This is a genomic window from Sphingobium sp. IP1 (assembly GCF_002708645.1).
Lineage (GTDB): Bacteria > Pseudomonadota > Alphaproteobacteria > Sphingomonadales > Sphingomonadaceae > Sphingobium > Sphingobium yanoikuyae.
This window is the reverse complement of record NZ_NOIW01000008.1, coordinates 68,088-87,771: the sequence shown is the minus strand read 5'-3', so window position 1 is coordinate 87,771 and position 19,684 is coordinate 68,088. Positions and strand designations below refer to the sequence as shown.

The following is a 19,684-nucleotide window of genomic DNA, read 5'->3' as shown; positions in this document are numbered from 1 at the left end:
GGGACTATGACAATTCCCCTAAAGAATTTAGCCGCCCTTTCCCGCATCCAAGAGAATTGGCTTGCCGCGAAAGAGCGGAAATTGCTGAACTGGTTATGCGCTCAAATGCCGCAGTGCGTCACCCCCGATCTCCTGACGGCCTTGGGCATGTTCGGTGCATGTTTGATTTTCATAGGCTATGTGGCAAGCAATCTACACACATCGTGGCTGTCGCTCGCCATTGTTGGTTATGTCGTCCAATGGTTTGGGGATTCAATGGACGGGAGCATCGCTCGCTTTCGCCGCATTGAGCGTCCTTCCTATGGCTATTTCATCGATCATAGTTGCGATGGGCTTGCGACCCTACTCATCCTTGCCGGCATCGGCCTCAGTCCGTTCGTCACCATGGACATCGCGATGGTGGCGCTTGCTGGATATTTGCTGCTCTCGATCCACGCCTATCTTGCTGCGCGCGTGCTGGGAGAGTTCAAGCTGTCATATCTCGCAGCGGGCCCGACCGAATTGAGATTGATGCTTATCGCGCTCACGCTGATGATGATGGTTTTGGGTTCTGGTCCAGGATATCTTGGGCGCCTGTCGGGCTTCGACCTGTTTGTCGGGGCAGCAGGCTTTATTCTTATTCTTCTTTTCGTCATTCAGACCTTGACCACGGGCCGGCGGCTGGCGCGCTCCGAGCGCTGGGAAGGGTGAAAAGCAGCGTCTCAGGGGCGATGGCGGATTGCAGATTTAGAAACCGTAGCATGAACGACGCAAATGGTCGCTTCCCTTCCAGCTGGTTTCCGGCAACGCCCAGGGCAATACATTCCATGAAGGCACGTTCCCGGATATTCACTGCCATAACGGCCCCACAGTGATGCGGGGCCGTTATTTGCATCACGCGATACCGGCGCCTCCCGTCACACCATAGACTTCGCCCGTGATATAACTGCCCTCCTGCGAGGCAAGCAGCACATAAACGGGCGCAATCTCGACTGGCTGACCAGGACGACCGAACTGGCTCTGCCCGCCGAACTGTCTGACCTTTTCCTGCGGCTGCCCCCCGCTGGGCTGCAGCACGGTCCAGAATGGACCGGGCGCCACCACATTGGCGCGGATGCCCTTCTCGATCAGCTGCTTTGCCAGCGCCTTGGTATAGGCGACGATGCCGGCTTTGGTCGTGGCATAGTCCAGGAGAATGGCCGACGGCTCATAGGCTTGCACCGAGGCGGTGGTGATCACGGATGCGCCAGCAGGTAGATGAGGAACCGCCGCCTGCGTGATCCAATGCATGGCATAGAGATTGGTCTTGAGCGTACGGTCGAAATCTTCCGAGCTCACGGCTGTCACATCATCGCGATATTGTTGATGACCAGCATTGATGACGAGGATGTCGAGGCCGCCTAGGCCAGAGAGCGTTTCATCGACAAGTTTGCGGCACCAGCTCTCATCGGTGATGTCGCCCGGTAGCGCCAAGGCCGTGCGCCCTTCAGCCTCGATGAGGGCGACCACTGCCTTTGCGTCAGCTTCTTCACTTGGAAGATAGGAGATGGCGACATCAGCGCCTTCTCGCGCAAAGGCAATGGCTGCAGCCCGGCCGATGCCGCTATCGCCACCGGTAACGAGCGCCTTGCGGCCCTTGAGCTTTCCTGAACCGACATAGCTGTCCTCGCCATGATCAGGCTTTGGATCCATGTTTGCTGCGATGCCGGGAACCGGTTGCGGCTGCTCTGGAAATGGCGGCTTGGGATATTGCGCGCGCGGGTCCTGCATGGTGAGACGCTCTGCCATGTTCGCTCCTTGCTGAGTGGAATGATGGACATTGTCCGGGTTGCCTCCTGAGGCGACAGGGCAATTTACGAGCCGCAAGGGCATCTGGTTCCAGTGAATGAGCTGCGTAGACCGATCGGCGGGAGCAATTGCGATGGCGGCGGCGCGCGCCCTTAAACGATGGTAGAGTTCATATCGGCGCAAGACGCGCATGCTAGACGCATCATCCGTGGTGAAAACGGCGTTCAGCTGAGGCGATCTGTCGTGGCGGAGGGCGGGAGGCCGGGCTTTGAGGTCCTGTTCTGCGAGCTCATACGGTACCGATACCGCGTGGCGCTAACAGGAAAAGAGCTTAATTCGCATCAACTATGGCAGTTGCCATGGCACTCAATGGCGCCACGGGAATTGCACTGACATGGCTACCGCAATCGCTTTCGTCGGCGCAGGTCCGACCACCATCTATACGTTGAACGCGCTGATTGAAGCCCTAGGCAATTTACCAGGCCGGCCTGACGCCAATATCACCATATTTGAACTGCAATCCCAGCCAGGTCTGGGCACCCCATATCGGCCAGGCTGGAATGATCCCGCCATGCTGTCCAACATTGCGAGCGTCGAAATTCCGCCTCTGGCAGAAACGTTGATCGATTGGCTCGGCCGCCAGGATGAAGATCGGCTTCGCGCACTCGGCATTGATCGATCAGGCATCGACGAACGGGCTTTTTACCCGCGGGTAGCGCTCGGCCGGTTCTTTCTCGACCAGTTCACCCAACTGGTCGAGCGCGCCCGGTTGAAGGGGATCGACGTTCATGTCCGCGCGCGAACCAAGGTAGTCGACATTGAAGTTGAAGGAGACAGCCTGAAGCTGATGATCGCCCCAGCCCGCTTGCCCCAGTCAATCGAGTGGTTTGATTATGTCGTCCTGGCGACCGGGCATCAGTGGCCCGAAGAGCCCGAAGTGCGACCCGGCTATTATCTGAGCCCATGGCCGGCAAGCGCACTTCAGCGGATTTCCGCTACAAAGGTTGGGCTGCGCGGAAGCTCACTGACGGCCATTGATGCCGCGGTGGCTCTGGCTGTCGCCCACGGTCAGTTCGAATGCCGGAACGGCGGAGCTCTGACATATCGGTCAAAGCCCGGCCATGAAAAGCTTCAGATAACGATGATGTCGCGCAAGGGCCTGCTTCCGGAAGCTGATTTCTACCATACTATCCCCTACATACCGCTTTCGATCTGCACGGAAGCAGCGATCACAAGCCTGATCGAGGATGGAGAAGGCGATATTCTCCGTCGAGCCTACGCGCTTTTCCGGCAGGAGCTGCAGGAGGCTGACCCGGATTATGCGAAACGCATCATGCTTGCAGACCTCGCGCCCGAACAGTTTTCGGATCGCTATTTTGGAGAGCGCGCCAACGTCGATCCATTTGAGTGGGCAGCGACCAACCTGGCAGAAGCCAAGCGCAACTTCGCCAAGGAAGTCACCGTTCCATGGCGCTATGCCATCTTGCGGATGCATGAGGTGATGGCACTGATCGTTCCGCATCTTGATGAAGATGAACTCGAGCGGTTTGATCGCTTTCTAAAGCCGATATTCATCGACGACTATGCAACAGTGCCACACCTTTCCATCGAACGCCTGATAGCACTACATCGGGCAAAAAAATTGGATGTGAAGGCATTGGGAGAAAATTACAGAATCGATAGTCATCAAGCCGATTCCGGTGTGCATGTGTTGATTGATGGCGAAGATCACCATTATCCTGTGTTCATCGAAGCAACCGGACAGCGTCCACTCAATGTTGACGCATTCCCCTTCCCAACCTTGATCGAACAAGAAATCGTCCAAAATGCCGCAGACACGCAAGGCTGCAGCGTCAAAGGTGTCGCAATCGACGAGCTCTATCATCCTGTCTCTGACGACCCGGCGGCGCGACGCATATTCTGTCTAAGCCTACCTTTCATTCTTGGTCGCCATCCCTTTGTCCAGGGCATCACCAGCTCCCATGAAATGGGCCTGGTAGTCGGCGCTGAACTGGCTTGTGCGATCGCGATACGCCCATCGCGATCGCCTGTACGGTCCGAGCACCAGCCCGGAGCACCGATATGAAGCTTTTTGCGATATATGTGGGCGGCGAACATCCCAGGGCCCATATCGAAATCCACGATATGCGGTTTGTTGTAGCTGATACGATCACGGACACCCATGCAGCATTGCGGGAGCAATGGTGGGGGACGCCAGGCACGCTGCACATAGACTGCTGGGCCGAGATCGATCATGCCGATGGCTACAATGTCACTTTACGCCCAGAGCGATGGACGGGCGCCGAGAGGCTATATTATGTCAATCTGGGAGGGTATGACCCGACCGACTTCGCGGAGCAGCATCGCAACATGTTCGTCGTGGCAACCAGCCTGTCGCGGGCGAAGGCAAAGGCGATTGAGGCCGTGGCTGGATGGAAGGACGCCCATCGTGACGACATGTATGAGGCGGAGCAGGCTTTCGCGCTCGACACGATGGTCGGGGAGCAGCTCCACATCCATTTGACGCCGAGCCTGCCAGCCCGCCCGCTGAAATTCAAATGCAGCTACAAACCGCTAAAATAGAGGCACTCCAATGAAAATCGCCGCCCCTGCCCGGGGCGGCGATTTTCGCGCGGAGGACCGTCAGTCGCCGGTGCCGGGCTTGTCGGTCTTGGGTGGTTTGCCGTCTTCCATCCTACCTTCGTTGCGAAGGTCGCGACCCTCCTGGGCCTTCTTCTGGCTTTCAGGCGATTTGCCATGCTCGAAAGCTTCTTCCTTCACGTAGCCGGCGGCTTCCTTGGCCTTGCCTTCAATGCTCATGATACTCTCCAATCTGCTCGAGACAAATATTGTCCCGCCAGAAGGACAATCCCTAGCCAAGAGGGGCGTTCCCGGTCGCCGCTGTCGCTTTAATCTCGATCAGTGTGATTTTACCGAGCGCAGTCGGCACGTCCGCACGGCTGAGCATCCTTCCCAGGCTAAAGATGTCTCAGCGCGCCAGCGCATAAATGCGACAATGGTCGAGATAGCCTGCTTCATGTCGCGCCGCCAAGGCAACTACGGCCCGCCACAACCAGGATGGCGCGTCCATGCCTTTTGACCGGCCGTTGCGCAAAGTCGTGAGCCATGTGCGGCGTGTCGCTTTGTCCATTTGTCGAGCATGGGCTTTTCCCACAACGAAGGCGAGATATCGCGCGGCTTTTAGGGCCTCGCCCCGAGAAAATTGTTCTGCCTCGATCTTGAGGTCTTGCGGCATCAGTTCGCGAACGAAGATCGAATGTTCAAGCATCCTTGCTGTGGCCATGCGCTCGCCCAGATGCGGAGACAGGGCGCGTGCTGCTGCCAGCACGCGTTCAGCAGGATCATCCGGCATGCAGGCGCCGGACGCGATCGGCGCGACAGGTTGAACAGCTTCCTTGAGATCGACCAGCGCATGATCGGTGCGCTTCTTTCCTTCCAAGGTGACGATCGCGGCGAACCGCAGAAGGCCAAGCGAACTGCAACCCTTCATCCAATAGGCAGCGTCCGTCATGACAGGTGTGCGTTCTTTCCCGCGATGATCGAGAGACAGGATCATCGCGCTGACAGGCGGATGGATCACGACATCGCGCAGGGCCGCATATTCCTTTTCATCGAGCGGCCAAAATCGCTTGCCAAGAGGAATACAGGGTTCAATCGCCTCCAGCCGCTCTTTGGCCAGATGACGCCATTTGCGGTTGAGAGCACGGCGGCGAACCGTGCGCACCGCATCAGGTTCCTGCTGGGCCTGCCGCTCGTCCTGGTCCGGGTCGGAAAACGCTTCGGCGTAGCCCGCAATCATCTCTTCCAGCATGCGAGCGGTGATGACGCCTGGAAGATCGGAACCGCGCGCCGCGGTCGCAAGTGACAGGCCAAGGCGGATGAGATCATGAGCGGGATTGCCAATGACCGCCTGATCAAGATCGCGTATCTGGATCGCGACATTGCCGTCGCTATCCGCTAATGGACCAAGATTGCCAAGATGGCAGTCCCCGCAGATCCAGATCGCGGGCCCTTCCGGGACGATCCGGGCAAGCCTGCTGTCTTCCAGCCATTCGTAGAAACGTGCAGTGTTGCCCCGCACATAAGCATGGGCCGACCGTGCCATTTTGAGGTCGCGACGGGCATGGAGATAGGGGATGCGTTCTGCAGGCGCGAATGGCTTCATGGAGACATGAACGAGCAACAATTTGTGCCGTTCCGTTAGCTTTTGCCATGGGCTTTTCAAGCTGGGCCAGTGGCTCGCCTAGGGGCTTTGGCCCGCAAGGCCGTAACATGCCGTGCTGCACAAATTGATGGATCGGATGCTGCTCTGGCCAAGCTCTCCGGAAACCTGCAGCGGCAGGTCTTTTGCGAGGCCGGCGATCAGCAGCCAGACTTGCGCGCAAAGGCGAGGAGCGTCTCTGCGACAATCATGCGCGCGTCACCTTCTATTGCCAGGCTTTTCGGGTCGAGGCTGTGATCCAGTTCACAATTGAGATGTGCTTGGGCAGCGCCTTCCAGATCAAGCGACAATCCCTGCAATCGCGCCATGTTGATGGCGAATTCAAGCGTGGTCTGCGCCAGCTTGGTGGCGGCGACGGATTGCAGTCTGAGCGCGTAAGCTTCTTCTTCCGTCATGCCTTTACCTGCTCAGATGGTGCGAAAAGCCTGTCATCAATTCCGTGTGCGGAACCTAGTGGGACGATTGGCAATCGGTCAATCTTGAGCAACATTTTGGCGTGCTTCCATGCTACATTTCGACTGAAGCTTGACAATAAATCGATATAAGTGGATTTATTGATCATGCCTCGAACACGTTCCTTGTCCTCTCACGCCCGGATGGTGCTTGCCGTCCTGCTCGATGCCGATGGCCAATGGTCGCACGGATATGAATTGGCGCGCCGCGCTGACGTGAAATCCGGCACGCTCTATCCGCTCCTCATCCGCCTGGAAGCGCAGGGACATCTTGAAGCAGAATGGCAGCAGCCAGTTGAAGCTGGCCGCCCGCCACGGCACGCCTACCGGTTGACGGCGAGAGGTGTGCAGCTTGCCCGCGCCAATCCTCCCGTTCATCTGGTCACAACTGCCGTGCGCAGCCGGCAGGCAACCATATGAGCATAGGGCTTCGTCGCCGCCTGATCGATCTGGCCTGTCGTGCGCTGCAAGCTACGCTGCCCACGCCCTTGCAGCCATGGGTATGGGCGATCCGTTGCGAAGCCGCTGTCATCCCGGATGACAGCAAGGCCCTCTTATTCACGCTCGGCAGCCTATGTGGGCTCATGCCGCATGCGGTCGCATCGCGCCTGCTGACCATCTACGCATCGGTTGTTGGTGACCATGTTTCCCGTCCGGAAGGATCGACCATCATGCATATCGTCAACGCCGCTGTACGCCGTCCCCGTGCGCTGGGCATCATCTGTCTGACCAGCGCTGTCCTGCTCGGCACTGTCTATATGGCGATCGCCGGCGCGCCGATGCGCTATCTTGGGGTGAACCTGGGCGCCTTGATCATCGGCTTCACGCTGCTGCTGCTGCTGGAACGCGCTGCCCGAGCGGGGCAAGGTTGGACGGACGGCGCAAACCTCATGATGGCAGGGGCATTGTTGGCAACAGCTTTTTTCGGCTCCCAAGCCGATGGAATAGCGCGCTGGGTTTATTGGGGCGGATTGGCGATGCAGCCAAGTCTGATCCTCTTGCCGACAATGCTCATCGCATTTTCGCGTTTTCGAAACGTCCCCGCGACTGTCAGCATCGTCGCGGCTGCGGTCGCAATGGCGCTTCAGCCCGATCGCGCGATGGCAGCGATGCTCTTGATCTGCCTAACCGCGCTTGCAGTCATGCGCCCCGATCGACATGTGTGCGCCGCACTTGCTGCCAGCGCCGCGAGCTTTGCGGCAACGCTGATCCGTGCCGACAGACTGCCCGCAGTTCCCTATGTCGATCAGATCCTCTATTCATCGTTCGACCTTCATGCCGTGGCGGGACTGGCGGTATTGGGCGGCTTGATGCTGCTCGTCGTCCCTTCCGTCATTGGTTGGCGCCGGGCTGCGCAGAGCCGCGCAATCTATGTCGCTTTCGGCGCCGTCTGGTTCGCCGTGATCCTGGCGGCTGCCCTGGGCAATTATCCGACGCCGGTTGTGGGCTATGGCGGCAGCGCCATCATCGGCTATGCGCTAAGCCTGCTGGCGCTGCCGAAATTCTCCAGTGCCAATGCCCTGGCTACTGCCCCCAAGTGCGGCGCTATCGATGAGATGCCCACGGACGGCCCGTTGAGCGTCGCGCTTGCCTGATGGCGTGCGGCGCTTCTATCGGCTCGCAGTTGATGAAGGGCAGCCCGTTGTAACGGCAAGAGGTGCCAGGCGGCCATCAGACGACCCAGCGCCGTTCAACATAACTCATTTGTAACGGAACATGGGTGCCGCTCGCCGCTTACCCCTGCATCTCAAGATGCTATCGGGGAACAGTTCATGACCACAGTGGCGCAGGTAATCGTGAAAACGCTCGCGGCAGCCGGGGCTAGGCGCTGCTACGGTGTCCCGGGCGACACCCTCAACCATGTGACTGACGCCATCCGCGAAAGCGATATTCGCTGGGTCCATGTGCGCCACGAGGAGGCGGGCGGATTTGCAGCGGGGGCAGACTCGATGCTGACCGGCGAATTGGCGCTGTGCGCGGGCTCCTGCGGCCCCGGCAGTCTCCACTTCATCAATGGCCTGTTCGAATCCCACCGCAATCGCGCGCCCGTGGTCCTGATTGCCAGCCAGATCGTTCGCGATGAACTGGGCTTCGACTTCCCGCAGGAGGTCGACTTCCGGTCCATCTACCAGAGCTGCAGCGTATTCTGCGAAGAAATCAGGACGCCCGCACAGGCGCGGCGCAAGACCGCGATGGCAGCCCAGGCCGCTCTGGCGAAGAAAGGGGTGGCGGTACTGATCGTACCTGCGGATGTCTCGAGCGCCAAGGCCCCCGACGAGCCACCCTTTGCGGTTCATCCCGCCCGTCCGCTCATACGCCCGACCGATGCGGATATCGACCGCATCGCCGCTGAGATCGCCAAGGGCAAGAAGATCGCCATCTACGGTGGATCGGGTTGCGAGGGCGCCCATGATCAGATCATTGCCTTGGCGCACGCGCTCCAGGCACCGGTCGCCCATACCTCGCGCGCCAAGGATTTCCTGGAGCATGACAATGCGTTCAATGTCGGGATGACCGGTATATTCGGCGGTGAGGCGGGCTATCATGCGCTGATGGCCTGCGACACGCTGCTGCTGCTGGGCTGTGATTTTGCCTGGCGGCAATTCTATCCCGAAAAGGCAACCATCATCCAGGTCGACATAGATGGTAGCCATCTGGGACGACGCCATCCTGTCGACCTTGGCGTCGTGGGCGATGTTGCTGCGACGATCGAAGCGCTGCTGCCACGCATAGCATCGCGCAGCGAACGCGCGTTTCTCGACGAATGCCTAGCGCATCGTGCCCGAACGGTTGAGGATCAGGCCAAGCATGCGACCATCGGCAAAGGTGGGGCAATTCATCCCCAATATCTCACCGAGATGATTTCACGGCATGCGCCCGCCGATAGCATCTACACCGCCGATGGTGGATCGCCGATGGTATGGTGCCTGCGCCATGTCGCGGCCACCGGGCGCAATCGCACCGTTATCAGCCTGAGCCATGGCACGATGGCCAATGCCATGCCTCAGGCCTTGGGAGCCAAGGCGGCGTTCCCCGACCGAACCGTGATATCCTTGTCGGGCGATGGCGGCATCGCCATGCTGTTGGGCGACCTGCTGACCGCAGTGCAGGAGAAGCTGCCGATCAAGGTCGCGGTGTTCAACAATGGCGCACTCGATTTCGTCGAAATCGAGCAGAAGGTTGAAGGGCTGCTGGAGGCCTATACCGACCTCGACAATCCTGATTTTGCGCGCGTGGCCGAGGCAATGGGGCTATGGGGCCGGCGCGTTGAACAAGCCGACCAGCTTGAAGGGGCCGTAACGGACTGGCTCGCCGCGCCCGGACCGGCTCTGCTTGATGTGATCACGGATCGGTTCGAACTGGTCATGCCGCCCAAGGTCGAAGTGGGGCAAGTCGCGGGCATGGCGCTTTATTCGGCCAAGGCGGTGCTCAACGGACGCGGTCGCGATGTGGTCGGGCTGATCCGAAATCTTCTCTCGTGAGCGAGAGACCCAATCTGGTCGCGGCATTGACGCGCGACCGTCCGCTGTCCCGAAACCTGCTGCTGCTGATCGGGCTCGTCGGCACGATTGGAACGCTGGCCATTGGCCGGCATCATCGCCATGCGCTGTGGCTGTTGCTTGTGCTCGCGCCGATTCTGGTCCTGGCGTTGACCGATCTGTTCCAGTCGCATCATAGCCTGCGTCGAAACTATCCCGCCTCCGCCCGCTTCCGCTGGTTCTTCGAATGGTTGCGTCCCTTTGCCAGGGCCTATTTCGTCGAAAGCGATCTGGATGGGCGACCTTATAGTCATGATGAACGGGCGCTCGTCTACGCCCGCGCCAAGGGCGAGGTCGATGCTCATCCATTCGGCACCGAACTCGACGTCTATTCCGACGAATATGAATGGCTCGCTCATTCGATCGCACCGTCGCGTGACGCCCCCAGAGAGACGCGGGTCCATGTCGGCACGGATCAATGCAGTCGGCCTTATCAGGCGGCGCGCCTCAATATTTCGGCCATGAGTTTCGGCGCACTCGGCAGCAATGCTATCGAGGCGCTCAACCTCGGCGCAAAGATCGGTGCTTTCTATCACGACACTGGAGAAGGCGGCCTGTCGCCCTATCATCTCAAACATGGCGGTGACATCGTCTGGGAAATAGGGTCGGGCTATTTCGGCTGCCGAGACCGACAAGGCCAGTTTGATCCAAGCCATTTCGCTGATAGGGCCGCCCATGACGCAGTGAAGATGACGGAGATCAAGCTGAGCCAGGGCGCCAAGCCCGGTCATGGCGGACTATTGCCAGCGGCCAAGGTGACGCGCGAAATCGCCGAGACCCGCGACGTGCCCATGGGCGAAGATTGCCTCTCCCCCGCTGGGCACAGCGCCTTTTCTACGCCGATCCAGCTCGTCGAATTTGCTGGAAGGATGCGCGAACTTTCTGGCGGCAAACCGGTCGGGATCAAATTGTGCGTAGGCTATCCCCATGAACTTTTCGCTGTGGTGAAGGCGATGATCGAGACCGGCATCCTGATCGACTTCATCGTGATTGACGGCGCCGAGGATGGCACGGGGGCAGCTCCCACCGAATTGTCGGACCGGGTCGGCATGCCGCTGCGCGAGGGACTGATGCTTGCGCGCAACGCACTTGTCGGTACAAATCTCAAGGGAAAGATCAGACTGGCGGCGTCAGGCAAGATCAGTTCGGGCGCGGGGATCGCGATGAATGCGGCTCTGGGCGCAGACTGGTGCAATGCGGCGCGAGCTTTCATGTTCTCGCTCGGCTGCGTTCAGTCCATGCGCTGCCATACCGACACCTGTCCAACCGGCGTGGCGACGCAGTCACCGGCCCGTCAGAGAGGGCTGGTGATTCCCGAGAAGGCGGAACGTGTCGCCCGGTTCCAGCAATCCACCCTGTCGGCCCTGCATGATATCGTCGTTGCATGCGGCCTCGATTCCCCTGACGAGTTTACGCCGGACGGATTGCGCCAGCGGATCAGTGCCGTTGAGATGCGTTCCTTCGATGAACTTTATCCCTTCGTTGAGCCTGGGGAACTGCTCGATGGCGCTCGCGATCCGCGTCTTGCGCGCTGGTGGGCACAGGCTGATGCAACCTCGTTCAAGAGGCAAATAGACTGATCGATGGTCGGCAAGCCCGGCTCGGTCTGGCCTTGGATTGCGTTCACCCGAAAGCATTCGCCCGCGGCTGCACGAGCCACTATTTCCGGTGTCTCGCGCTGATCGTCGACGGACGAAACATATCCGCGAAAGCCGAGAAAGAAGCGAAGTCTAGCAAAAGCGAGCTACCCAACCGGGAGGGCTTTCCACAAGCTGGGTAGACTAAGCGAGGCGTCAGCGCGCATACGTCAGTTTAGAGAGCGCGGAAGACGACCCGGCAGCCTATCGATCGCTATCTTATTAAAACTGAGTAATCGACTCATTGATTGGAACTTGAGCCATCGAAAAATGGAGTATATTCTTTGCCTTGCAACCGCATGGGCACTGGATTGTTATGAAGAAAATATCTGGAAAAAGAAGGTAGGCATGCCACACAAGGATTTTCAAGTGAGGAAAGCTGATAACGGATTGGCGAATATTGCGAAATCCGATCCTGTGCAAGACCTTGACCGTGCAGCTGAGAAATCATGCGCTACCTCGAAGCCCTCGCGCCGAATTCTGACACTCCCGTTCGCGACGAATTAGCAACAGAGCGGCCTGTCCAGGTTCCGCACGCAGACATGATGCGGCATGATCCGGCCATCGAAATGCCGGCAGCACGCTGACGGGATAGCTACTATCTCTCGAGGTGGTAGACATTTCTTTAGAAACGACGATGCAGAGAAATGGTAGCTCGGCGTCACCGTGGCTTAAACTTTCCGATCGACCAGAGAATGTTAGTGATCAGAAATCCCGCCTTTGATGAACATTGAAGGGCATGGGTTACTCGCGCCTAGCCCCCCAACATTCCGCTGGTTCACATCGCTAATTTTGGGCGCCCGGTTTTTCCTATCAGGCCCGTCTTCCGGTCACGAACTGATAGACCAGAACGATTACGGCCAGAACCAGGAGTAGATGGATCAGGCCACCGCCGACCGGAATGACGAACGCGCCCAGAACCCAGAGAACGAGAAGGACTAGGAGAATTGTCCACAACATAGAGGCGTTCCTTTTTCATCGAGTAGAAACTGTCCAAATATAAATCATCTCAGCCCACGCGCGAACAGGAGAGCCGTTAGCAGAATGGCGCCACCCATGGCGACATGTTGGCCGGTTGAAGATCGGGACGAAATATTGTCGTCCGACCGCTGCAGTTCTTCGGCGTCCGCCAAAATGGCCAGGTGCGGCAATGGAGAGGGTGGCGCCTCAACGAAGTGCATTAAGGGGGAAAATTGCATCAGGCCGGTCTCCTCGACACAATGAACGCTCAAAGATCTGAAATGGTCCAATCCGTTAGCAAACTTCGTAACGGTGAAGGATGTCAGGCTACAGACAGATGATGTGCCGATTTGCTCTGGTCTCTTGGCATTGCACGTTGCGGTGAGGAGCCGCCTTTTACGGTGAATATATTCTGCTGCCGGTGACCGGATCATATTCGGGCGGCGGCAGGCTGCTGATTCGATCCAGCATGCTCTGACTTGGCGAGACGCAACAAATATCCCAGATCTGCCCGACAGGATAAGCGCCTACCGCGAGGAAATCCCGACTCTGCTTGACTGCGCGGTGGCCGGTTCCGGCCGGCAGCATCAGCGCATCGCCGGCCGCCACCGCAATTTCAAATCCGGCCGATCCTCCAAGTGCGAGAGTGGCATGACCCGAGGCCATTCCAAGCACTTCATGCGCAGTCGAGTGATAATGATCATAATCATAGATCTTGTCACGCCACTCAGGTAGCCAGCCATGGCTCGCAAATCGCGCCTCGAAGGCCTTGGCCAGATCCGTCCTCTCGCTTGGCTCGACTCCGAGGTACAGCCCGACCGGGATGGCAGAATTATTGGGCACCCAACCATCACGCGAGAAAAGGATCGACTTAAAGATCATGCCTTTTCCTTGATGTTTCAATGACGAGTTCGACCGACACTGGCTCATATCGCAGCCCCGTCCCAAGCTGCGGCGACGGATTGCATAGTCGCGCTGCGAGGGGCCTGCATCCGATGGCTTCGCAAGCCGTAATTTTCACCTCGTGGGTGATCGATAGGGCCGCAGATTTCGGTTCAAGTTTTTTCCGCGATTCGCGTCTGCAAGGACAGCATCGCGAACGACCGGAGCATGGGGGAGAGAGATCGTGGCAGGCTTCCGGTCGCCTCAAAGGGCCATCTCAACAATATCCAGGCGATTGTCCTGCGCGTAGATCATCGCAGCCTGCAGGGCGTCCATGCGCGAGGCATAACCTCTGTTGTCGAGACTGAGGACTGGATCGCCCGGTCGGCCGCTCTCGGCGCTGATATGCCAGCGGCCCTTTTCCTGCCTGATCGCAACATATTTGAACATCATCGAAGATCCTGCAAGGCGCGCCATTGGTTCGCCGACAATGCGGCAATCGCCGTTTCGTTCCCCCCGGGTCGATCTTGCGTTCATGGGGGCTATGCGGAATCCAACAATTCCCTGTTCAGTCTCGCGTGGAAGCGGCTTTCTGCTCTGCCAATATATCCCATCCCGTCAGGAAGAAGGCCGCAGCAATCGGCCCAACCACGATGCCGCTGAGGCCAAGCGTCTCGATACCGCCGAGGGTCGTCACCAATATGAGCCAATCCGGCAGACCGGTATCTCGACCTACGAGCATGGGCCGTAGGAGATTGTCGACAAGACCGATCACAAAGACGCCGGAAGCAACCACGATGACGGCCTGCCAAAAATCGCCCGTAGCAAGCAGATAGGTCGCTACCGGCAGCCATATTATCGCAGGTCCGATCGCTGGTAGCAGGGCGGCAATCGCCATCAGCACCCCCCATAGAAGGGCGGCAGGCATGCCTACTATCCAGAAAGTTGCTGCGCCTAGCATGCCTTGCGCCAGGGCGACAATTCCCGATCCCTTTATGGTCGCGCGCACGACGATCACGAAGCGGGTTGCAATCCGATGGGCTATGGTCGGTTCAAGTGGCAGTCTTGTGATGATCTGCGATGCTAACGCCTCCCCATCGCGCAGGAGAAAGAAACTCACATAGAGACCCACCCCAAAGGAAAGCACGAAAGCTGCTGCGTCCGCGCCTATGGTCAATGCGCGCTGCGTCAATATGCTCGCGCTGTTGCTCAATGCCTGAGAAATCTTGGCTTGTGCCCGCTCAAACGTGCCAAAACCGGCATTCTCAACCCACTGCTGCAACCGCATCGGCAAAGCAGCATGCACCTGACCGAAATAGGTCACAAAGTCGATCTGGCCACTTCTGATCTTTGCGTACACGCCGCTTGCCTGCTCGATCACGAGGCTCCCGATTATCAGGGCCGGCATGATGACAGCTATGATAATGATGAGCAGCGTCAACGCCGCCGCCATGTTGCGTCGCCCGCGACAGTCGAACAGGATACGTCTGTAAAGCGGCTGAAAGAGCAGGGCCGCCAGAGCAGCCCACAATAATGCCGAGATGAAACCTGAAACAATCAGACCCAGCCCGAGCGTCGAGATGGCGATGAAGAGGATCAATCCTCCATTGTCGATACGCTCGCGCGAAATCATCCAAATTCCGATCGATCATTGCTGATATGCTGAGCGGGACCAGCATCTTGAGCGCGGGTGAAATAGTCGGCTGATGCCATCCGGCTCAGCTGTGTGCGCTCCTTGGACTGGCTCATCACGCTATACTGACAATCCTCACCTGACTGTCCCGATGCTGCGGTTTGACGACCACCGTATCTCCCAGACGCTCAAGCATGATATCCGCCTCAGCCAGGCCCAATGGCAACGCCTTGATGAAAAGCCGGTCGATAAATGTCGGCAAGGTGGGTTGGCGGAAAAGGATTTCGTTGGACGAGACATCAAATGCCAGTCCAAGATTGGCCTGGATCAGAGATAGCGGGGCCGCCGCCGACCATGCCTGGGGGCTGCAAGCGACCGGATAAAAGGTCGGGCCTTGGGAGCGTCGTCGCGGGAAACCGCAGAACAGTTCAGGCAGCCGCATGAGATCAACATAGGTTGCAGCGGCAAAGAGTCCTTCGAATATCTGCGCCGCCTGACGCTGAAACCCATATCGCGAAAAGCCTGCGGCAATCAGCGCATTGTCGTGCGGCCAGATTGAGCCATTATGATAGCTCATGGGATTGTAGCGTTTTTCGGTCGACGCGATCGTCCTGACGCCCCAGCCGGAAAATGAGGCGGGCGCCATCAAGGTTGCCACCACTATGGGCGCGCGCTCTGGTCGTGCCAGGCCTGTGTAGAGGACATGGCCTGCGTTGGAGGAACGAACCCGGCAGGGCTGCTTTTGCCCATCGAGCGCGAGCACATATGTTCCCAGTTCCGCGTCGAAGAAAGACGCGTCGAAACGCTGCTGGAGATCGACAGCCCGGGCAAGATAGGTTTCCGAGCGATCCAGATCGCCCATCGCACGATAGATGAGGCTTGCCGCCTGCCACGCGCCATAAACATAGGCTTGAACTTCAGCCAGAGCGATCGGGCCTCTGGCGATACTGCCATCGACATGGAAGATGGAATCATGGCTGTCCTTCCAGCCTTGGTTCTGCAGGCCCTGATCCGTCAGGCGTCCATATTCAACGAAGCCATCACCATCGCGATCGCCATGAGTGTCGATCCATCGCAATCCAGCCTCGATATTGGGTAACAAGCCAGCGAGATATTCAAGGTCCCCGGTGCGCTCCAAATAGGCGCCGGCCAGCATGACGAAAAGCGGCGTGGAATCGATGCTGCCATAATAATGACGGAAAGGGACCTCTCCCAGCTCGGCCATTTCGCCGTGACGTACTTCGTGCAGAATCTTACCTGGCTCGGCATCAGCTGTCGGGTCGAAATCCGTCGCCTGATGCGCAGCGAGATATCCAAGCACGCCTCGGCTGATGGCCGGGTCCATCCAGATCGTCTGAAGGGCAGTGATCAGGGCATCCCTACCGAAAACGGTGCTGAACCAAGGAATGCCGGCATAGGGATAAGGCCCAAATTCTGTATCGGTGGAGAGCATCGAGATGTCGGAAACCGAACGCCGCGAAACGGCATTGAACAGGTCATTGGACGATTGCATCGAAGCAGCGCGGCGTCGCGCATGCTGAAGCGCACGCATGGCCTCGCGCAGGGATTTTAGAAAGAGCTTGGGAAGGGGTTGATCGACCTCATTCTTATGTTCGCAGGAGATACGTGCGAATAATGTGGATCGACTGCCGGGGCCAACAGTGACTTCAAATAGCGCCTGCTCCGCCGTTAGTTGCGCGGGTGCGGGATCAAAATGGAGATGTGTCGAGCGTTCAAGGTCATCGCGTCCTCGATAGCCTAGCAGGACATCGGCGTCTCCGACCTGCGGCTCGTGCATGGTGCCGCGTCGCAATCTGGTCATGCCACGTATCTCGAACAGATCCGCAAAATCGGAAGCGAAGGACAGGCCTACCGACACCCGACGCTCTGCAATGTCGAAATTGCGGACAATGATGCGTTCATAGATCGCGCCGTCCCACAGAAAGCGGCTGCGACGCAGATGGATCAGATCATGCTCCACCTCTACGCGCCCATCCTCTCCAATGAAGTCCGGGTTGGCCAGATCACAGGTCAACATTGCATTGTCGTCCCGCAGCGCCGAACTCAGCAGGATCGGGCGCATGCCATTGACCGTGAGGTACAGGTGCGAAAGATGGCGCGTATCGCGATGGTAGAAACCCTCGGGACTACCAGGCCCGGATATGGCGTCGCCGCTGTGATCAAAGACAGCAAAGCTGTCTCCATGCTTGAGTGTGCGTGGGCGACGTTCATGCAACGAGGCGGTCGCAGGAATGAAGAACTGGGTTTGCGCCTGCGACAGCGCCTGTCCCCCTGCAATGCCCGACACCCCTGGCTGCGATTGGGTCTGCGACATGGCGGCTCCTATGCGACGATCTGCAATTCCGATTCTTCGCCACGCCGGCGACGCAGCCAGGCTGCGTCGGTGCGCGCACCAGGCAGTCTATGATATAATGCGGCATAATCGGCAGCCATCCTGTCAGCCGTGAACCGTGCGTCGAATACGCCGCGCACCATTTTGCGCTCGAGGTGACGAATTTGTTTCACCGCTTCGACAGCCTCGTCTTCGCTGTCGACGATGAAACCCGAGCGCCCATCCTCGATGACCTCCGGAACCGATCCACAGCGGAAGGCGATCACCGGCGTTCCGCAAGCCATGGCTTCGATCATCACCAGTCCGAAAGGCTCAGGCCAGTCGATCGGAAACAGCAAGGCGCTCGCACCACCGAGGAAATCAGCTTTCTCTCGCTCGTTGATCTCGCCGATGAAGCGAATATTGGGATATAGTTTGACGAGAGGCGCGATCTCTTCCTCCCAATAGGCGCGGTCGACCGCGTCGATTTTTGCCGCAATTCGCAATTCCATGCCGGCTCGGGCTGCGATGCGGATAGCGCGGTCCGGTCTTTTTTCAGGCGAAATACGCCCGAGAAAGGCGAGATAACCTTCATTTTCACCAAGGCTGGGGGTGAGCAGATCGGCCGGGAGACCATGGTAGATGGTCGCGCCCCAATTGACCGGGGGCATGGGTTGCCGTTGATGATCAGAGATCGAAACCAGGCAGTGATCGCCAAAGCAGCGATAGAATGGCGGCAGATCAGGAAGGTCCAGCCGACCATGTAGTGTCGTCACGGTGCGCCCGATGAAATCCTGGATCATCGGCAGATGCAGAAGATCGATATGGAAATGGAGCGCATCAAACTCGTCCGCCCGTTGCCGCACCGCATCAAGCATCATCATATGATAGGGGATCGTGTCGACGATTCCCGGGGTCAGTCGCAGCGCCGCCGGCGTGATCGGAACAAGCTCGGCCGAAGTCTGTGAATCGCCGCTGGCGAACAGGGTCACTTCGTGCCCCTGATGCACCAAAGCTTCGGTGAGATAGGAGACGATCCGTTCGGTACCCCCGTAAAGCTTGGGCGGTACACTTTCAGCCAGGGGAGCGATTTGAGCGATCTTCATGCGGCTATCCTCTAACGGAGATAGGCCTCGTTCCTCCCCCAGCGCACGAGCCGCAAAGTAAAGCCGCATGAATGGCTAAAGTTGCATTGCGGAAACAATAAAAATAATGAGCAAACCCGAAATGATCTGACATATTGATCTAAATCAATACGATTTTATCTTCAGTCTTCCGCAAAATCTTCGGTTTGTCCTTTTTCCAACTGTTCACGCGCCTGTTCTGCGGCACGCAACAGGGAAAGACCCGTCCCCTCCGCTGCACTGGCTGTCAGCGTTATGGCGATGCCGTTGGGACCATCCAGCATGATCAATCCGGCGTGGGCTGAGGCGATGCCAGCTTCTTCATGGATACCCGGGGTTGGCATATTTTCGCTCCTTCTCCAAGCCCGGACAACGACAGGCTGACAAGGGCGGTTCCGTCAATTCTGGTCGTCGAGGAAAAGGTAAGCGGGATCAAATTCGCCCAACCGCGCCAGGCCTTTTCGATCGCGAATTTCAACATCATGACGATGCATCGCCAAGAGGTTGCGATCTTTGAGTTCCCGCAGCATCCGGTTCATATGAACGGATGTAATTCCGCATGCCTCCCCAAGATCGGCCTGCGTCATCGGAAGGATGAAATGCGATCCATCACTTCGCCCGATCGCGCGCAATTTTGCCTCGGTTTCGCAGAAGAAATGGCTGACTCTCGCAATCGCATCGAGGCGCCCGAGGCGAAATATCCATTCGCGATGCATGGCAGCATCAAGGAGCGTGCTGAACCAGAGCAATTTCGTAAGCGCCGGGCGCGTCGCAACAAGATGATCGAGCGCAACATGGGGCACCAACGCTACCCGACAGGCGGTCAAGGTCGCGAGGTCATGATCAAGATGACCAAGCGGGTAGCCATGAAGGTCGACGAAATCGCCGGCCACATGCACTGCAACAAGCTGTCTTTCTCCCTGCCGGTCATCCATGTACCGGCACATGACGCCGTCGATGAGATAGGTGCTCATGGTGATATTTTGATCGCGAGAGATGAAGGTCTTGCGAGGAGGCAGGTTTCGCACGTCAGCTACCGCAGCTTCAAGCGCTTCGAGATCCTGGGCACTCAGGAGGTCACGCCTTCGACCTCGCAGAAAGTCGGCAAACACCAT

19 protein-coding genes are annotated in these 19,684 nt (G+C 58.2%); 7 read left to right on the top strand and 12 right to left on the bottom strand.

Annotated elements, in window-relative coordinates:
- Nucleotides 1-6: 6 nt before the first annotated feature.
- A complete protein-coding gene (locus tag CG471_RS04355) occupies nucleotides 7-690 on the top strand; it encodes a CDP-alcohol phosphatidyltransferase family protein (RefSeq protein WP_099230819.1) in 684 nt (227 codons plus the stop codon).
- 183 nt (nucleotides 691-873) lie between these two features.
- On the opposite strand, the gene CG471_RS04350 is transcribed toward CG471_RS04355, so the two are convergent.
- Nucleotides 874-1,767 (bottom strand): SDR family oxidoreductase, encoded by an 894-nt coding sequence (locus CG471_RS04350; protein WP_004209610.1) that lies wholly within the window; start codon nucleotides 1,765-1,767, stop codon nucleotides 874-876.
- Nucleotides 1,768-2,161: 394 nt separating this feature from the next.
- Between CG471_RS04350 and CG471_RS04345 the strand changes: the two genes are divergently transcribed.
- The gene (locus CG471_RS04345) at nucleotides 2,162-3,853 is read left to right on the top strand and encodes an FAD/NAD(P)-binding protein (protein WP_004209608.1); all 1,692 of its coding nucleotides are present in this window, start codon (nucleotides 2,162-2,164) and stop codon (nucleotides 3,851-3,853) included.
- Entirely contained in the window at nucleotides 3,850-4,350 is a 501-nt protein-coding gene (locus CG471_RS04340) for a DUF1543 domain-containing protein (RefSeq protein WP_099230817.1), read from the top strand. Before CG471_RS04345 ends, CG471_RS04340 begins: the two co-directional genes overlap by 4 nt.
- Before the next feature lie 60 nt (nucleotides 4,351-4,410).
- On the opposite strand, the gene CG471_RS30520 is transcribed toward CG471_RS04340, so the two are convergent.
- The 3 genes from CG471_RS30520 to CG471_RS04330 form a co-directional block, all read right to left on the bottom strand.
- Nucleotides 4,411-4,587 (bottom strand): hypothetical protein, encoded by a 177-nt coding sequence (locus CG471_RS30520; RefSeq protein WP_163000303.1) that lies wholly within the window; start codon nucleotides 4,585-4,587, stop codon nucleotides 4,411-4,413.
- 169 nt (nucleotides 4,588-4,756) lie between these two features.
- Nucleotides 4,757-5,953, bottom strand: coding sequence for a DUF2252 family protein (locus CG471_RS04335; RefSeq protein ID WP_099230815.1), 1,197 nt, complete (start codon nucleotides 5,951-5,953; stop codon nucleotides 4,757-4,759).
- A 197-nt stretch (nucleotides 5,954-6,150) separates the two neighbouring features.
- Entirely contained in the window at nucleotides 6,151-6,405 is a 255-nt protein-coding gene (locus CG471_RS04330; protein ID WP_037509513.1) for a hypothetical protein, read from the bottom strand.
- 150 nt (nucleotides 6,406-6,555) lie between these two features.
- Between CG471_RS04330 and CG471_RS04325 the strand changes: the two genes are divergently transcribed.
- From CG471_RS04325 to CG471_RS04310, 4 genes are all read left to right on the top strand, one after another.
- On the top strand, nucleotides 6,556-6,882 hold the full coding sequence (locus CG471_RS04325) for a PadR family transcriptional regulator (protein ID WP_257211419.1): 327 nt from the start codon (nucleotides 6,556-6,558) through the stop codon (nucleotides 6,880-6,882).
- A 338-nt stretch (nucleotides 6,883-7,220) separates the two neighbouring features.
- Nucleotides 7,221-8,057 carry a hypothetical protein gene (locus tag CG471_RS04320; protein ID WP_257211418.1) on the top strand — a complete coding sequence of 279 codons (837 nt, stop codon included), beginning with the start codon at nucleotides 7,221-7,223 and terminating at the stop codon, nucleotides 8,055-8,057.
- 177 nt (nucleotides 8,058-8,234) lie between these two features.
- Entirely contained in the window at nucleotides 8,235-9,944 is a 1,710-nt protein-coding gene (locus CG471_RS04315; protein ID WP_099230813.1) for a thiamine pyrophosphate-dependent enzyme, read from the top strand.
- Nucleotides 9,941-11,581, top strand: coding sequence for an FMN-binding glutamate synthase family protein (locus tag CG471_RS04310; RefSeq protein ID WP_099230811.1), 1,641 nt, complete (start codon nucleotides 9,941-9,943; stop codon nucleotides 11,579-11,581). The genes CG471_RS04315 and CG471_RS04310 overlap by 4 nt, the downstream gene beginning before the upstream one ends.
- An 870-nt stretch (nucleotides 11,582-12,451) precedes the next feature.
- Here the strand turns inward: CG471_RS04310 and CG471_RS30040 are convergent.
- The 8 genes from CG471_RS30040 to CG471_RS04270 all read right to left on the bottom strand — a co-directional run bounded on the left by CG471_RS30040 (nucleotide 12,452) and on the right by CG471_RS04270 (nucleotide 19,684).
- Complete coding sequence (locus CG471_RS30040; protein ID WP_004209597.1) at nucleotides 12,452-12,598, bottom strand: lmo0937 family membrane protein; 147 nt, start codon at nucleotides 12,596-12,598, stop codon at nucleotides 12,452-12,454.
- A gap of 396 nt (nucleotides 12,599-12,994) precedes the next feature.
- Nucleotides 12,995-13,480 (bottom strand): hypothetical protein, encoded by a 486-nt coding sequence (locus tag CG471_RS04300; protein ID WP_004209592.1) that lies wholly within the window; start codon nucleotides 13,478-13,480, stop codon nucleotides 12,995-12,997.
- Between the two features lie 264 nt (nucleotides 13,481-13,744).
- Nucleotides 13,745-13,933 carry a hypothetical protein gene (locus tag CG471_RS04295; protein WP_004209591.1) on the bottom strand — a complete coding sequence of 63 codons (189 nt, stop codon included), beginning with the start codon at nucleotides 13,931-13,933 and terminating at the stop codon, nucleotides 13,745-13,747.
- Nucleotides 13,934-14,048: 115 nt separating this feature from the next.
- Nucleotides 14,049-15,113 carry an AI-2E family transporter gene (locus CG471_RS04290; RefSeq protein ID WP_004209590.1) on the bottom strand — a complete coding sequence of 355 codons (1,065 nt, stop codon included), beginning with the start codon at nucleotides 15,111-15,113 and terminating at the stop codon, nucleotides 14,049-14,051.
- Nucleotides 15,114-15,228: 115 nt separating this feature from the next.
- Entirely contained in the window at nucleotides 15,229-17,448 is a 2,220-nt protein-coding gene (locus CG471_RS04285; protein WP_099230809.1) for an amylo-alpha-1,6-glucosidase, read from the bottom strand.
- 8 nt (nucleotides 17,449-17,456) lie between these two features.
- On the bottom strand, nucleotides 17,457-18,551 hold the full coding sequence (locus tag CG471_RS04280) for a glycosyltransferase family 4 protein (RefSeq protein WP_004209588.1): 1,095 nt from the start codon (nucleotides 18,549-18,551) through the stop codon (nucleotides 17,457-17,459).
- A gap of 161 nt (nucleotides 18,552-18,712) precedes the next feature.
- Nucleotides 18,713-18,913 (bottom strand): hypothetical protein, encoded by a 201-nt coding sequence (locus CG471_RS04275; RefSeq protein WP_004209587.1) that lies wholly within the window; start codon nucleotides 18,911-18,913, stop codon nucleotides 18,713-18,715.
- Nucleotides 18,914-18,967: 54 nt separating this feature from the next.
- Nucleotides 18,968-19,684 carry a Crp/Fnr family transcriptional regulator gene (locus CG471_RS04270; RefSeq protein WP_004209586.1) on the bottom strand — a complete coding sequence of 239 codons (717 nt, stop codon included), beginning with the start codon at nucleotides 19,682-19,684 and terminating at the stop codon, nucleotides 18,968-18,970.

What these genes read in the sequence shown, in the direction of transcription:
- CG471_RS04275 (WP_004209587.1), bottom strand. Translation starts at nt 18,913, where the DNA reads ATGCCAACCCCGGGTATCCATGAAGAAGCTGGCATCGCCTCAGCCCAC.
- CG471_RS04270 (WP_004209586.1), bottom strand. Translation starts at nt 19,684, where the DNA reads ATGGTGTTTGCCGACTTTCTGCGAGGTCGAAGGCGTGACCTCCTGAGT.
- CG471_RS04350 (WP_004209610.1), bottom strand. Translation starts at nt 1,767, where the DNA reads ATGGCAGAGCGTCTCACCATGCAGGACCCGCGCGCGCAATATCCCAAG.
- CG471_RS04295 (WP_004209591.1), bottom strand. Translation starts at nt 13,933, where the DNA reads ATGATGTTCAAATATGTTGCGATCAGGCAGGAAAAGGGCCGCTGGCAT.
- CG471_RS04355 (WP_099230819.1), top strand. Translation starts at nt 7, where the DNA reads ATGACAATTCCCCTAAAGAATTTAGCCGCCCTTTCCCGCATCCAAGAG.
- CG471_RS04300 (WP_004209592.1), bottom strand. Translation starts at nt 13,480, where the DNA reads ATGATCTTTAAGTCGATCCTTTTCTCGCGTGATGGTTGGGTGCCCAAT.
- CG471_RS04335 (WP_099230815.1), bottom strand. Translation starts at nt 5,953, where the DNA reads ATGAAGCCATTCGCGCCTGCAGAACGCATCCCCTATCTCCATGCCCGT.
- CG471_RS04340 (WP_099230817.1), top strand. Translation starts at nt 3,850, where the DNA reads ATGAAGCTTTTTGCGATATATGTGGGCGGCGAACATCCCAGGGCCCAT.
- CG471_RS04315 (WP_099230813.1), top strand. Translation starts at nt 8,235, where the DNA reads ATGACCACAGTGGCGCAGGTAATCGTGAAAACGCTCGCGGCAGCCGGG.
- CG471_RS04285 (WP_099230809.1), bottom strand. Translation starts at nt 17,448, where the DNA reads ATGTCGCAGACCCAATCGCAGCCAGGGGTGTCGGGCATTGCAGGGGGA.
- CG471_RS04345 (WP_004209608.1), top strand. Translation starts at nt 2,162, where the DNA reads ATGGCTACCGCAATCGCTTTCGTCGGCGCAGGTCCGACCACCATCTAT.
- CG471_RS04290 (WP_004209590.1), bottom strand. Translation starts at nt 15,113, where the DNA reads ATGATTTCGCGCGAGCGTATCGACAATGGAGGATTGATCCTCTTCATC.
- CG471_RS30040 (WP_004209597.1), bottom strand. Translation starts at nt 12,598, where the DNA reads ATGTTGTGGACAATTCTCCTAGTCCTTCTCGTTCTCTGGGTTCTGGGC.
- CG471_RS30520 (WP_163000303.1), bottom strand. Translation starts at nt 4,587, where the DNA reads ATGAGCATTGAAGGCAAGGCCAAGGAAGCCGCCGGCTACGTGAAGGAA.
- CG471_RS04320 (WP_257211418.1), top strand. Translation starts at nt 7,221, where the DNA reads ATGGCGATCGCCGGCGCGCCGATGCGCTATCTTGGGGTGAACCTGGGC.
- CG471_RS04330 (WP_037509513.1), bottom strand. Translation starts at nt 6,405, where the DNA reads ATGACGGAAGAAGAAGCTTACGCGCTCAGACTGCAATCCGTCGCCGCC.
- CG471_RS04280 (WP_004209588.1), bottom strand. Translation starts at nt 18,551, where the DNA reads ATGAAGATCGCTCAAATCGCTCCCCTGGCTGAAAGTGTACCGCCCAAG.